The following is a 12,801-nucleotide window of genomic DNA, read 5'->3' as shown; positions in this document are numbered from 1 at the left end:
GGCTATTTGACCTGGCTTGGCTTGAGCCGTTCGGCCAGCGCCCCGAGGCGCCACAGGCACTCACGGTTGCGTGGGTAGACCGCCGTCAAAGCCACCCGGTCGGGCAACAGCCTGGCCGGGCCCGTGACCGGCACCTCGATCATCTCGATCCGGCATCCGTCCGGAATATCACTGAGCCGCAGCGTGATTCGCGCGGCACCGAACAGCCCGATGCGGGCCTTCAGCACCAGTTCCTCCCCCGGCGTGCAGCTCTCGACCTCCGTCTTGTCGTCGATCACCAAAGGCCACACCCCCACCGAGTGCTTGATGGCGGAGCCCGGCTCGGGCCAGTTCGGGTCTACGGCGCGAGTCCGGCTGTTGCCGACCACCCACTGCGAGTACGTCCAGCCATTGGCTATCACGTCCCACACGGCCTGCCGGGACGCCGACACGTCACGGATGGTGGTCAGTTCTTTGGTCAAAGTCATGGCATGTCCTTCCGCATTGCAACCTCCAACGCGGAGTACCCAGCCCGCCGCAAAGTACCGCAGGCAAAGGTTGCCAGGTTTAGCCCCGAACCCTCACGGCTACTACAGCAACCAGCAAGATCCTCCTCAGGAAAGGCCGAGAAGTGACTGTCAGACGGTTGATCATCGCGGTAAGCGCCGTGCTCCTGGTGGTCGGCGTTATCGGTTTGCTGGTACCGGTCCAGGTGTCCAACAGCAACGGCGGAACGGTGTCCTGCGGGAACGGATTGGCCTCGGACCTCTCCGGAGCACGGGCCGCCAATGACCGCAACGGCGCCAATATCCCGGTCCTCAACGAGATCATTCCGCACACCGACTTCGTGACCCAGTGCGAGTCGTCGTTGTCGAGCCGGCGGATGTGGACGATCCCGCTCACCGTGCTCGGGATCGCAGGCGTCGCCGGGGCATTGCTGGTGCGCCGCACCAGCGACACGACGGTGAAGGTCTAAATCACCTTCATTCGCGCGGTGCTGCGCAAGGCCTGGGGCAACACCCGGGACACGCCGTAGAGGGCATAGGCCTCGAAGGTGACCGGCCGGATCGGCTTGTTCTTCTTGACAGCGGAGACGATGGCGCCGGCGACCTTGTCCGGTCCGTAGCTGCGCAGGTCGAACATCCTGTCCAGCTGTCCGCGCCGGCCGTCGACCTTCTCGTCGTCCTTGCCGCGCGCGTCGAACCGGGTGGTCGCGATGATGTTGGTGTCGATGACGCCGGGGCAGATGGTGGTCAGCCCGACGTCGGCAGCGTCCAACTCGGCTCGCAGGCAGTCCGAGAACATGTACGTGGCCGCCTTGGAGGTGCAGTACGCGCTGAGCGACTGCAGCGGTGCGTACGCCGCCATCGAGGACACGTTGACGATGTGCCCGCCGGTGCCGCGCTCGACCAGCCGCCGCCCGAAAGCCCGGCACCCGTTGACCACGCCACCGAGATTGACGTCGAGCACGCGGTCGAACTGCTCAGCCGGGGTGTCCAGGAACGCGCCCGCCTGACCGATTCCGGCGTTGTTGACGACGATGTCGGGCACGCCGTGCTCGGCGCAGACCCGCTCGGCGAAGGCCTCGACGGCGTCCGCGTCAGACACATCGAGCACGTAGCAGTGTGCGACCCCGCCGCGTGCAGAGATCTGCTCGGCCGTTTCCTTCGCTGTGGCCTCATCGATGTCACTGATGACCAGCTCAGCGCCCTCGCGCGCGAACGCGATCGCGGTTTCGCGGCCGATGCCGCTGCCGGCCCCGGTCACCGAGACCAGCGTGTCGCCGAAGTAGCCGCGCGGTCGGCCTACCTGCGCCCGCAGCATCGCCCTACTCGGTTGCCTGCCCTCGGTCAGGTCGGCGAAGTCGCGCACCGCAGCGGCCATCACCTGCGGATGCGACATGGGTGAGAAATGACCGGCGCGGATGTCGCGGCGCCACAGCCTCGGCACCCAGCGTGCGGTCTCGTCGTATCCATGCGGGCGCACGTACTTGTCCCTGGTGTTGACGATGAGCTGCACCGGCGTGTCGATGATGTGCACACCCCGGCGGCGGAACTCGCCGGAGAACGAGCGCCAGTAGTTGGCGGGATACGTCTTCACCGACGTCGCAGCGTCACTCGGCATTTTGTCGGAGTGGTGTATCTGTTCGGCGGGGATGTTGTCGACGATGTTGCGCCGCACGGCCGCGCTGGACAGCGCCAGCCGCAGCAACAGCGGCGCCAGCACCGGGATCGAGAAGAAGGCCATATACGTCAACCGCAGGATCTGGCTCAGCGCGCGGGCCAGACGTCGCACCCGCCACGGTTGGCGCAGGGCACCGAAGATGAAGCTGACCAACTGGTCCTGAGCCGGGCCGGACACCGAGGTGAACGACGCGACGCGGTCACCGGCGCCGGGACGGCTGAGGTATTCCCAGACCGCCACCGAACCCCAGTCGTGGGCCAGTACGTGCACCGGCTCACCGGGGCTCAACTCGGCGATGACCGCGGCGAAGTCGTCGGCCATCCGGGCGGTGCGGTAGGCGGAGACAGGTTTCGGGGCCGACGACAGGCCGACACCGCGGTTGTCGAAACGCAGAATCCGGAACCGTTGCGCCAACAGCGGAACCACGCCGTCCCACAACACATGTGAATCCGGCCAGCCGTGCATCAGGACAACGGTCGGCCCGTCGGGATTGCCCTCTTCGAAGACCGCGATCCGGACACCGTCCGCGCTGTCGACGAACCGTTGTGGTGCATGTTGTGTTGCCGACATCAAACCTCCGCACCCGTCACGCGTCGTCGGGATTAATTCGGGATCAGTGGCCACACGGTAGCAAGGCCGGCCATCCCGACACGCACCCGAAGTCGCAGCGCCCTGACTGTAGGTCCCCGGTGGCAAAGTGAAAGGATAAGTTTTGACCTCGACGTGGGTTACCCACCCGGTTCGCGACGGTGTGGTATGCCAGAGGTCGACCTGCGCCGATCCGACGACCGTTCGAGGAGTCAACAGAGATGGCCTTCTCCGTTCAGATGCCGGCACTTGGTGAAAGCGTCACCGAGGGAACGGTCACCCGCTGGCTCAAGCAGGAAGGCGACACGGTCGAAGTTGACGAGCCACTCGTCGAAGTCTCGACTGACAAGGTCGACACCGAGATCCCCTCCCCGGCCGCAGGCGTACTCACCAAGATCATTGCTCAGGAAGACGACACCGTGGAGGTCGGCGGCGACCTGGCGGTCATCGGCGATGCCGACGACGACGGTGGTGAAGGCTCGTCCGAGCCGGCTCAGGAGGAACCGGCACAGGAATCCGCGGCCGAGGAACCGGCACAGGAAGAGCCCGCCGGCGAACCCGAGCAGGAAAAGCCCAGCAAACCGTCGGGTGGCGGCGGCGACGCCACGCCGGTGCTGATGCCCGAATTGGGTGAATCGGTCACCGAGGGAACGGTGACGCGGTGGTTGAAGAAGGTCGGTGATTCGGTCCAGGTGGACGAGCCGCTGGTGGAGGTGTCGACGGACAAGGTCGACACCGAGATTCCGTCGCCGGTGGCCGGTGTCCTGGTCAGCATCACCGCCGAAGAAGACGACGTCGTCCAGGTCGGCGGCGAGCTGGCCAAGGTGGGCAGCTCCGATTCCAGCGCATCCTCGGCCGCCAAGCCGAAAGCCCAGCCCAGTGAAGAAAAGGCCGCAGCCGAGCCGGAACCGGAGCCGGAGCCAGAGCCGGAGCCAGAGCCCGAGCCGGAACCAGAGCCGGAACCCGAGGCGAAGAAAGAACCGGAGCCCAAGCCCGAGCCGAAAGAAGAGCCCGAGTCCGCACCCGAGCGGGAGTCCAAGCCGCAACCGCAAGCCGACACCGCATCAGAAGGCGGGCCCTATGTGACGCCGCTGGTGCGGAAGTTGGCCGCCGAGAACAACATTGACCTGGCCGAGGTGACCGGCACCGGTGTGGGCGGACGCATCCGCAAACAGGACGTGCTGGCGGCCGCCGAGAAGAAGAAGCAACCCCAGGAACCCGCCAAACCGGCCGTCCCACCGTCGCCGCCCGCCGCCCAACCGGCAGCCGCGGCCAGCGCTGCCCCGTCCCTGGCCCATCTGCGCGGAACCAAACAGAAGGCCAGCCGGATCCGTCAGATCACCGCCGCGAAGACGCGGGAGTCTCTGCAGGCCACCGCGCAGCTCACCCAGACCCACGAGGTCGACATGACCAAGATCGTGGCGCTACGGGCAAGGGCCAAAACAGCCTTCGCGGAGCGCGAAGGGGTGAACCTGACCTACCTGCCGTTCATCGCGCGCGCGGTCATCGACGCCCTGAAGATCCACCCGAACATCAATGCCAGCTATAGCGAGGAAACCAAAGAGATCACTTACTATGACGCCGAGCACCTCGGGTTCGCCGTCGACACAGAACAGGGACTGCTCTCCCCCGTAATCCACAACGCCGGCGATCTGTCCCTGGCCGGGTTGGCCCGCGCCATCGCCGACATCGCCAACCGTGCGCGATCGGGCAACCTGAAACCCGACGAGTTGTCCGGTGGCACCTTCACCATCACCAACATCGGCAGCCAGGGCGCTCTGTTCGACACACCCATCCTGGTGCCGCCGCAAGCCGCGATGCTGGGCACCGGAGCCATCGTCAAACGTCCGCGGGTGATCGTCGACAACGCGGGCAACGAGTCGATCGGTGTCCGCTCTATCAGCTACCTGCCGCTGACCTACGACCACCGGCTCATCGACGGCGCGGATGCCGGACGTTTCCTCACCACGATCAAGCACCGGCTTGAAGAAGGCGCCTTCGAGGCCGATCTAGGGCTGTGAACCAGTGGCCAAAGCCGTTATCGCCATAGCGGGTTCGTCTGGCCTCATCGGTTCGGCTCTGACCGCGGCGCTGCGCGCCAATGACCACGACGTGTTGCGCATCGTGCGGCGAGCGCCGGCCAATTCCGAAGAGCTGCAATGGAATCCGGAAAGCGGTGTATTCGATCCGGACGCACTGACCGATGTCGACGTGGTGGTGAACCTGTGCGGCGTCAACATCGGACAGCGTCGATGGTCCGGCGCATTCAAGCAGAGCCTGCGCGACAGCCGCCTGGCCCCGACTGAAGTGCTGGCCGCCGCCGTCGCGGATGCGGGGGTCGGCACGATGATCAACGCCAGCGCGGTGGGCTACTACGGCGACACCAGAGACCGGGTGGTCGACGAGACCGATGCCGCCGGCCGGGGATTTCTGGCCCAGTTGTGCGTCGACTGGGAAGCCGCAACGCTACCGGCGCAGTACGGCGGCGCCCGGGTGGTGCTGGCCCGCACGGGCGTGGTGCTTGCCCCGGCGGGCGGCGCGCTGCGGATGATGCGGCCGGTCTTCTCGGTGGGACTGGGCGCCCGGCTCGGTGATGGGCGTCAGTACATGTCGTGGATCAGTCTCGAAGACGAGGTGCGGGCGCTGCTGTTCGCGATCTCCCACTCCACCCTGTCCGGGCCGGTGAACATGACCGGGCCGGCGCCAGTGACCAACGCGGAGTTCACCACCGCCTTCGGCCGGGCAGTCAAGCGCCCGACTCCGATGGTGGTGCCTGGCTTCGCGGTGCGCGCGGCGCTCGGGGAATTCGCAGACGAGGGCCTGCTCGCCGGTCAGCGCGCTATTCCGACGGTCTTGGAGCAAGCGGGCTTCCAATTCCACCACAACACAATTGGCGAGGCACTCGATTACGCCACCGCCCGCCGCGAGCAGGATTAAATACCTTCCCCGTACCCATTTCGCACCAGCGACTTCTGCGGTATCTTCCTTTCCGGCGCGTACCAGCCGACACGACGGACAATGGAGAAGCGTGACTGCCTCGGTTTTTCATGACGTGAAAAAGGAGGGGCCGCTTTACGCGCTCTTCCTGAACTGCACCCTGAAGAAGGGGCCAGAGGTTTCCAATACCGAGGCACTGTGCAATTTGCTCATCGAACGACTGCGGGCCCACGAACCGGACATCGAAACCGAGATCCTCCGCGTGGTGGATTACGACGTGAAGCCCGGCATTGGAAACGATGAAGGCGACGGCGATGAGTGGCCTGCCATCTTGGAAAAAGTCAAGCGCTGCAACATCATCGTGCCCGCCATGCCGATCTGGATGGGGGTGCGCTCCTCAGTGATGCAGCGCGTGATCGAGCGTCTGGACGGCACCACCAAAACCGTGATGTGCGAGCGCACCGGACAGTTCCCGCTCTATGGAACGGTCGCCGGGTGCGTGGTCACCGGCAATGAGGACGGCAGCCACGACTGCGTCGCCAATACCTTCGCCAACCTGTTGCACTTCGGAGTGACGGTGCCGCCCAATACCGATCTCTACTGGGTCGGCGATGCCGGGCCGGGGGCCAGCTATATCGAGGCGGGCGGCGAGCTTTCGCCGTACGTCCGGCGCAACGCCGAACTGACCGCACTCAACCTGCTCTTCGGCGCGAAGCTGCTGCGCGACAACCCTTACACCATCAACATCGCACGCCACAACGCAATTATGATGCAGCGCAACGAAGTCAAGACCGCTGCGATGAACCTCGCCATCAGCTATATGCGCGACAACATGCCGGAGTGATCATTCGTCGACTCACCGACACAGCAATGCAGGGTGATCCGCTCCCCAGTATCAGCGAGGTTGAAGCGACCGGACACATCGCCGAGCTCTACGACGACATCCGGAAGACACTGGGGATGTCGTTCGTCAATCTGGTGTGGCGCCACCTCGCATCGATCCCCGGCGGCCTGGACTGGACCTGGGCGACGATGAAGCCGCTCTATGCCAACGGCGCCGTGCACTCGGAGGCCGACGCGCTGCGCGCCACACCGGATCTGCCGCCGGTGCCCCGGTTCTCCACTGCAGCGCTCCGCTCGATCGGCCTCGAGGCTGACCACGAAACAACAATCAGGGCAACGCTTTACGGCTACGACAGGGGAAACCCGTTGAATACCGTGGCGTTCTGCGCCGTCCTGGCCCGTCTGCACGGCGCCACGCCACCGCCGTGCCCACCGGTGCGCCCACCGTCCCGTCCGCCCTCGGCGTCACCCGTGCCTCCCCCGCTGAACTTCGAACAGATGCCGGCCCACGTCGCGGAATTGGTGCGCAGCGTCAACCTGATCGGAGCTCGCGGGCAGGGTCGGACCCTGCAGGTCAGCTTGCCCCGCCATCTGGCTCGCTGGCCCCCCATGTTGGTCCTCTACTACGCGGTCCTGCAGCCGCTGCACGACAGCGGATCGCTCCTGCACGCCGTGGACAGCGTGGTCGAGGACGGCAGACGGCGCGGCGTCGCAGTCAGCGGAGCCCTCGGCGCCACCGGCCTCCCCGACGTCCCAACGGCGGCAGCGGTGCGAACGTCGCTGGAACAGCTGATTCCCCACGCGATGGGGCGCATGATTCCGGTTGTGAGCCTGCTGCTTCGGATGCTGCCCGTTGGTCCGACAGGATTTATCCGTTGATTGGAGAGGTAAAGGCATGAAGCTGACCGAGTTGATCGCGGGTCTCGGCGTCGCCGATGTGGTCGACGCCATGACCATGACACACACGCACCGCGCCCACATCATTGAACTCGACAGCCCGGATCCGAGCCGGGTGCTCATCGGGCCGGCCGTGACCATTTCCTATCTCCCGGTGCGTCAGGACCTGATGGATCCCCAGAGACACAGCCTCGGCCCGGCCATCTACCGCGCCATCGAAAACCATGACGCCCCAGGGGCGGTGCTGGTAATGGCCTCCAACGGCTACACCCACACCTCGCTGGGCGGCGGCACCAAGCTCAGTCGGGTGGAAAACCTCGGAATGGCAGGCATTCTCGCCGACGGCATGCTACGGGATTACGAGGAGCTGAACACCTACGGGTTCGCCACGTACAGCCGCGGCGAAACGGTGCGCGCCGGTGGCAATGAAGTCCAGCCCTACCTGGCCGACGTGCCGATCGCCGTCGGCGGCGTCACCGTCGTACCCGGCGATGTGGTCTTCGCCAAAGGCTCGACGGCCGTGGTCATTCCGGGCGGCGAGGCCGAAGCGATCTTGACCAAGGCACGCAACATCATGCACAAGATGGACGGCGCCAAGGAAAGCTTGAAGAACGAAGATCCCGAGACCGTCCTTCGCCAGGGCAGCAGCGAACTATGAGCGCACCGGCAAACACCAGCGAACAGTTGGTCAGTGCGCTGGCGGCCGAAGGCGTCCGATACGTTTTCGGCATTCCTGGCGATGAGAACCTGCACTTCATGGAGGCGCTGCGCAACGACGGGCGGATCACGTTCATCCTCTTCCGCCACGAGCAGGCCGCCGGATTCGCCGCCGCGGCATACGGACGGCTCACCGGCAAGCTGGCGGTAGCGATGTCGACACTGGGCGCCGGCGCGATGAACCTGACCACACCGGTAGCCCACGCGTATCTGGCGGCGATGCCGATGCTGGTGATCACCGGCCAGAAGGCGGTGCGAGACAACCGAATGGGCCAGTACCAACTCGTCGACGTCGTCGACGTGATGCGCCCGATCACGAAGTTCGCCGCCAAGATCCCCTCCGGCCCGATGGCCGGTGCTCTGGTGCGCCAAGCGATGATGTCGGCGCTGGACGGCCGTCAGGGTCCTGCCCACCTGGAGTTGCCCGACGACGTGGCTCGCGACACCGAGCTCGGGCCGTCGGTTCCGTGCCGGCACAGCGACGTACCCGTCGCGACGCAAGAAAGCATTGTTGCCGCGGCGGAATTGATCCAACAGGCCCGTCGGCCGCTGATCATGGTCGGCGGCGGCACCCGCGCCAACCGGCCCGAGGTGGCGGCGGCGGTGCGTGCCCTGATCGATAAGACCCAGATCCCGTTCGTCGCAACCATGATGGGCAAGGGCGTCGCCGACGAGGATCACCCGCGCTACATCGGATGTTCGATCATGCCCGCCGACTATCCCAACTGCGCCATCCAGGCCGCCGACGTGATCCTCAACGTCGGCCACGACGTCATGGAAAAGCCCACCCTGTTCATGAAGGCCGACGGCACACAGTCCGTAATCCATCTCAATCCGTTCGCGGCTCAAGGCGACAACAGCTATTTTCCGCAGGCTCAGGTAGTCGGCGAAATGGCCGACGCGCTGAACCGGCTCACCGCGCAGCTGACCCCTGATCCCGGCTGGGACCACGGCGGCTTCTGCCGACTCGCCGACGCGACGCGGGACAGCATCACACGGTCGGCAGCGGACACGTCGTTTCCGGCAAAACAGGGTTACCTGATCGCGACGTTGCGCGACTTCATGGCCGACGACGACATCCTTTCCCTCGACAACGGCATCCATATGATGTGGGCGACAAGGAATTTCAACGCGCGCCAGCCCAACACCATGCTGATCGACCACGCGCTCGGATCGATGGGAATCAGCCTGCCCGCCGCCATCGCGGCCAAGCTCGTCCATCCCGAACGCAAGGTGGTGGTGCTGACCGGCGACGGCGGATTCGCGATGAATATTCAGGAGCTCGAGACGGCGGTGCGGCTGCAGCTGGATCTCATCGTGGTGGTCTTCAACGACAAGAGCCTGGGCATGATCGCGATGAAGCAGATCGCCGACGGCTACCAGCGCTACGGGGTCGATTTCGCCAATCCCGATTTCGTTGCCCTGGCGCGTAGCTACGGCGCCACCGGGCATCGCCTCGACGACCCGGCACAGTTCCGTGCCCTGCTCGACGAGGCAGCCGCCGCGGGCGGAGTGCACATCATCGACGCCCCGGTCGACCCGCACGCGAACATCGCCCTGATGCAGGAGATGCGGTCGGTCGACTGTTCGCGCGTCGGCGGTTAACTCACGCGACGTCCGCCTTCGAGTCACTGTCGCGCCAGGGCCATCGCCCGGTCATTTCCACGGTCAGCGAGAGGCTCAAGAAGGTCCGGATCGCCACCACACCGGCCAGCGCCGCGACGTGCTGCGCGTTGGGCGTGACGACGATTGTCTTGACGATGTCGCCGGCCACCAGGAATTCCAGGCCGATCAGAATTGAACGTCCCAGGTTGTTACGCAGGTCGCGATAAGCCTGGTCCGGCTGGCGTGCCACCCGTGCAAGGAACAGCGAACAGGCGATGATGCAGCCGATCACGATCACCGAGACACCTGCGACATCGATTGCCGAGCCGACGTGGTCCACGATCTGCAGCAGACTCATGGCAGGCAGATTAGCGGGTGGTGAAGCCGTGGGAGGTGCTTCGCGTAACGTCGCTGAAGTGACGGGTTCAATTCGGGCCAGCTCCGCCCCGATCGACATCCGGCAGCTCGGAACGATCGACTACCAGAACGCCTGGCAGCTGCAGCGCGACCTGGCCGATGCCCGAGTGGCCGGCGGAGCCGACACCCTCCTGCTGCTGCAGCACCCCGCCGTCTACACCGCCGGCCGGCGCACCGAACCGCAGGAACGGCCCTCAGAATCCGCGCATGGCACCCCCGTCGTCGACACCGACCGGGGCGGCAAGATCACCTGGCACGGCCCCGGGCAATTGGTCGGATATCCGATCATCGGTTTGGCCGAGCCCCTCGACGTGGTGAATTACGTGCGGCGTCTCGAGGAGGCCCTGATCACCGTGTGTGGCGATCTGGGCCTGGAAACCGGACGGGTGGACGGACGCTCCGGGGTCTGGGTTGCCGGCCGGCCCGCCCGCAAGGTCGCCGCGATCGGGGTGCGGGTGGCGCGCTCGACGACGTTGCACGGCTTCGCGCTGAACTGCGATTGTGACCTGTCGTCGTTCACCGCGATCGTGCCGTGCGGCATCAGCGATGCCGGCGTCACCTCATTGTCCGCCGAACTCGGCCGCCGAGTTGCCGTGGACGACGTCAGAGCCGCCGTCGCCGATACCGTGTGCGACGCCCTGGACGGGTTGTTACCGGTGCGGGATCATGTGGCCGGCCGCGTAGCATCGACCATGTGACTGTCGCACCTCAGGGCCGGAAACTGCTGCGCCTCGAGGTGCGCAACGCGCAGACTCCGATCGAGCGCAAGCCGCCGTGGATCAAGACCCGGGCGCGGATGGGACCGGAATACACCGAGCTCAAGAGCCTGGTGCGGCGCGAGGGCCTGCACACCGTGTGCGAAGAAGCCGGCTGCCCCAACATCTTCGAATGTTGGGAGGACCGGGAGGCCACCTTCCTGATCGGTGGCGACCAGTGCACCCGTCGCTGCGACTTCTGTCAGATCGACACCGGCAAGCCCGCTGAGCTGGACCGCGACGAGCCGCGCCGGGTGGCCGAAAGCGTCCATGCCATGGGCCTGCGCTACGCCACGGTCACCGGCGTCGCCCGCGACGACCTGGCAGATGGCGGAGCCTGGCTGTACGCCGAAACGGTGCGGGCGATCAAGGAGCTCAACCCGTCGACCGGCGTCGAATTGCTGGTTCCTGATTTCAACGGCGAACCCACCCGCCTCGCCGAGGTCTTCGCGTCCCGCCCGGAAGTGTTGGCGCACAACGTCGAAACGGTGCCACGCATCTTCAAACGGATCCGGCCGGCGTTCACCTACCCACGCAGCCTTGAGGTGCTTACCGCGGCCCGTGATTTCGGTCTGGTCACCAAGAGCAACCTCATCCTCGGCCTGGGTGAGACGCCCGACGAAGTGCATACCGCGCTGACCGATCTCAACGAGGCCGGCTGCGACATCGTCACCATCACCCAATACCTGCGGCCGACCGCGCGCCATCATCCGGTCGAGCGCTGGGTGACGCCGGATGAGTTCGTCGAGTTCGCCCGATTCGCCGAAGGGCTGGGCTTCGCCGGGGTGTTGGCCGGGCCGCTGGTGCGCTCCTCCTATCGGGCCGGGCGGCTCTACGAGCAGGCCCGGGCGGCGCGAACCTCGAGCGCTGGATAAGCGGCACGTACGTATCCTTAGTGACTATGGCGAAACCCCGAACTGCTGCGGCAAACAAGGCCGCCAAGGCCGAGGCGGCGGCCGCCCGCAAGGCTGCTTCCAAACAACGCCGGGCCCAGCTGTGGCAGGCGTTCAACATGCAGCGCAAGCAGGACAAGCGCCTGTTGCCGTACATGATCGGCGCGTTCGTACTGATCGTGGCCGCCAGCGCGGCAGTCGGCGTGTGGGCCGGCGGCCTGACCATGATCATGATGATTCCGATCGGTCTGCTGTTGGGCGCGTTGGTGGCCTTCATCATCTTCGGCCGACGGGCCCAGCGCAGCGTCTTCCAGCAGGCCGAAGGTCAGACCGGTGCCGCTGCGTGGGTGCTGGATAACCTGCGGGGCAAGTGGCGGGTGACTCCCGGGGTGGCAGCGACCGGTCACTTCGACGCGGTGCACCGGGTGATTGGCCGCCCCGGCGTCATCCTGGTCGGGGAAGGCTCGGCCACCCGCGTCAAACCGCTGCTGGCGCAGGAGAAGAAGCGCACCGCACGGGTCGTCGGCGAGGTGCCGATCTACGACATCGTCGTGGGCAACGGCGAAGGCGAGGTGGCGCTGGCCAAGCTGGAGCGCCACCTGAACCGCCTTCCGGCCAATATCACGGTCAAGCAGATGGACACGCTCGAGTCACGGTTGGCCGCGCTGGGTTCGCGAGCCGGCGCGGCGATGATGCCCAAGGGGCCACTTCCCAACTCCGGCAAGATGCGTGGCGTACAGCGCACGGTACGCCGCAAATAATTAGCACTGCCCTGCTGGACCGCCGACAATTCGGTGATCTGAATTCAATCGACCGGAATACACCATGCCCGGTGGATGTCCGGGCGCCGGCAGCCGCGGCCGCCGGCCAGCGACCGTGCTGCCAGCAGTTTCTGTGACCGCCGAGTCCTGCCGCAGTGTAAAGCTCATTTACAGGTGGTCCAAAAAACAGCACCTATTCGCCATTCTGTATAGGGACTTAACATT

At 65.7% G+C, this 12,801-nt stretch carries 13 protein-coding genes; 10 read left to right on the top strand and 3 right to left on the bottom strand.

Translation table 11 applies throughout. From position 1 onward, the window contains the following. Window positions 1-2: 2 nt before the first annotated feature. A complete protein-coding gene (locus tag ACX9NE_RS24635) occupies window positions 3-467 on the bottom strand; it encodes an SRPBCC family protein (RefSeq protein ID WP_459364364.1) in 465 nt (154 codons plus the stop codon). 143 nt (window positions 468-610) lie between these two features. Between ACX9NE_RS24635 and ACX9NE_RS24630 the strand changes: the two genes are divergently transcribed. Further along, on the top strand, window positions 611-955 hold the full coding sequence (locus ACX9NE_RS24630) for an aminopeptidase (RefSeq protein WP_459364363.1): 345 nt from the start codon (window positions 611-613) through the stop codon (window positions 953-955). On the opposite strand, the gene ACX9NE_RS24625 is transcribed toward ACX9NE_RS24630, so the two are convergent. Further along, window positions 952-2,733: an SDR family oxidoreductase gene (locus tag ACX9NE_RS24625; protein WP_459364362.1), complete on the bottom strand. Its 1,782-nt coding sequence runs from the start codon at window positions 2,731-2,733 to the stop codon at window positions 952-954. The genes ACX9NE_RS24630 and ACX9NE_RS24625 overlap by 4 nt on opposite strands. A 239-nt stretch (window positions 2,734-2,972) precedes the next feature. Between ACX9NE_RS24625 and sucB the strand changes: the two genes are divergently transcribed. From sucB to ACX9NE_RS24595, 6 genes are all read left to right on the top strand, one after another. Further along, complete coding sequence (gene sucB / locus ACX9NE_RS24620; protein ID WP_459364361.1) at window positions 2,973-4,772, top strand: 2-oxoglutarate dehydrogenase, E2 component, dihydrolipoamide succinyltransferase; 1,800 nt, start codon at window positions 2,973-2,975, stop codon at window positions 4,770-4,772. Between the two features lie 4 nt (window positions 4,773-4,776). Next, window positions 4,777-5,688, top strand: coding sequence for a TIGR01777 family oxidoreductase (locus ACX9NE_RS24615; protein ID WP_459364360.1), 912 nt, complete (start codon window positions 4,777-4,779; stop codon window positions 5,686-5,688). A gap of 91 nt (window positions 5,689-5,779) precedes the next feature. Next, entirely contained in the window at window positions 5,780-6,532 is a 753-nt protein-coding gene (locus ACX9NE_RS24610; RefSeq protein ID WP_459364359.1) for a flavodoxin family protein, read from the top strand. Next, window positions 6,529-7,410, top strand: coding sequence for a hypothetical protein (locus tag ACX9NE_RS24605; protein ID WP_459364358.1), 882 nt, complete (start codon window positions 6,529-6,531; stop codon window positions 7,408-7,410). Before ACX9NE_RS24610 ends, ACX9NE_RS24605 begins: the two co-directional genes overlap by 4 nt. A 16-nt stretch (window positions 7,411-7,426) precedes the next feature. After that, window positions 7,427-8,086, top strand: a complete 660-nt coding sequence (locus ACX9NE_RS24600; RefSeq protein ID WP_459364357.1) for an RraA family protein — start codon at window positions 7,427-7,429, stop codon at window positions 8,084-8,086. After that, window positions 8,083-9,750, top strand: coding sequence for an acetolactate synthase large subunit (locus ACX9NE_RS24595; protein ID WP_459364356.1), 1,668 nt, complete (start codon window positions 8,083-8,085; stop codon window positions 9,748-9,750). Before ACX9NE_RS24600 ends, ACX9NE_RS24595 begins: the two co-directional genes overlap by 4 nt. Before the next feature lies 1 nt (window position 9,751). Here ACX9NE_RS24595 and ACX9NE_RS24590 read toward each other — a convergent pair whose 3' ends face one another. Further along, a complete protein-coding gene (locus tag ACX9NE_RS24590) occupies window positions 9,752-10,108 on the bottom strand; it encodes a DUF1622 domain-containing protein (protein WP_459364355.1) in 357 nt (118 codons plus the stop codon). A 58-nt stretch (window positions 10,109-10,166) separates the two neighbouring features. Between ACX9NE_RS24590 and lipB the strand changes: the two genes are divergently transcribed. From lipB to ACX9NE_RS24575, 3 genes are read left to right on the top strand one after another with little or no spacing between them, the layout of a single operon-like run. After that, complete coding sequence (lipB, locus tag ACX9NE_RS24585) at window positions 10,167-10,865, top strand: lipoyl(octanoyl) transferase LipB (RefSeq protein ID WP_459364354.1); 699 nt, start codon at window positions 10,167-10,169, stop codon at window positions 10,863-10,865. Beyond that, complete coding sequence (gene lipA, locus ACX9NE_RS24580) at window positions 10,862-11,797, top strand: lipoyl synthase (RefSeq protein WP_459364353.1); 936 nt, start codon at window positions 10,862-10,864, stop codon at window positions 11,795-11,797. The genes lipB and lipA overlap by 4 nt, the downstream gene beginning before the upstream one ends. A 26-nt stretch (window positions 11,798-11,823) precedes the next feature. After that, complete coding sequence (locus tag ACX9NE_RS24575; protein ID WP_459364352.1) at window positions 11,824-12,576, top strand: DUF4191 domain-containing protein; 753 nt, start codon at window positions 11,824-11,826, stop codon at window positions 12,574-12,576. The last annotated feature ends 225 nt before the right edge of the window (window positions 12,577-12,801 follow it).

It is taken from the genome of Mycobacterium sp. ML4 (genome assembly GCF_054515735.1).
The sequence above is the reverse complement of the archived record's forward strand: the minus strand, read 5'-3'. Positions and strand labels throughout refer to the sequence as shown.

Excerpts from the sequence above, each read along its gene's own strand:
- ACX9NE_RS24635 (WP_459364364.1), bottom strand. The coding sequence starts at position 467 with ATGACTTTGACCAAAGAACTGACCACCATCCGTGACGTGTCGGCGTCC.
- ACX9NE_RS24625 (WP_459364362.1), bottom strand. The coding sequence starts at position 2,733 with ATGTCGGCAACACAACATGCACCACAACGGTTCGTCGACAGCGCGGAC.
- sucB (WP_459364361.1), top strand. The coding sequence starts at position 2,973 with ATGGCCTTCTCCGTTCAGATGCCGGCACTTGGTGAAAGCGTCACCGAG.
- ACX9NE_RS24600 (WP_459364357.1), top strand. The coding sequence starts at position 7,427 with ATGAAGCTGACCGAGTTGATCGCGGGTCTCGGCGTCGCCGATGTGGTC.
- ACX9NE_RS24595 (WP_459364356.1), top strand. The coding sequence starts at position 8,083 with ATGAGCGCACCGGCAAACACCAGCGAACAGTTGGTCAGTGCGCTGGCG.
- ACX9NE_RS24590 (WP_459364355.1), bottom strand. The coding sequence starts at position 10,108 with ATGAGTCTGCTGCAGATCGTGGACCACGTCGGCTCGGCAATCGATGTC.
- ACX9NE_RS24575 (WP_459364352.1), top strand. The coding sequence starts at position 11,824 with ATGGCGAAACCCCGAACTGCTGCGGCAAACAAGGCCGCCAAGGCCGAG.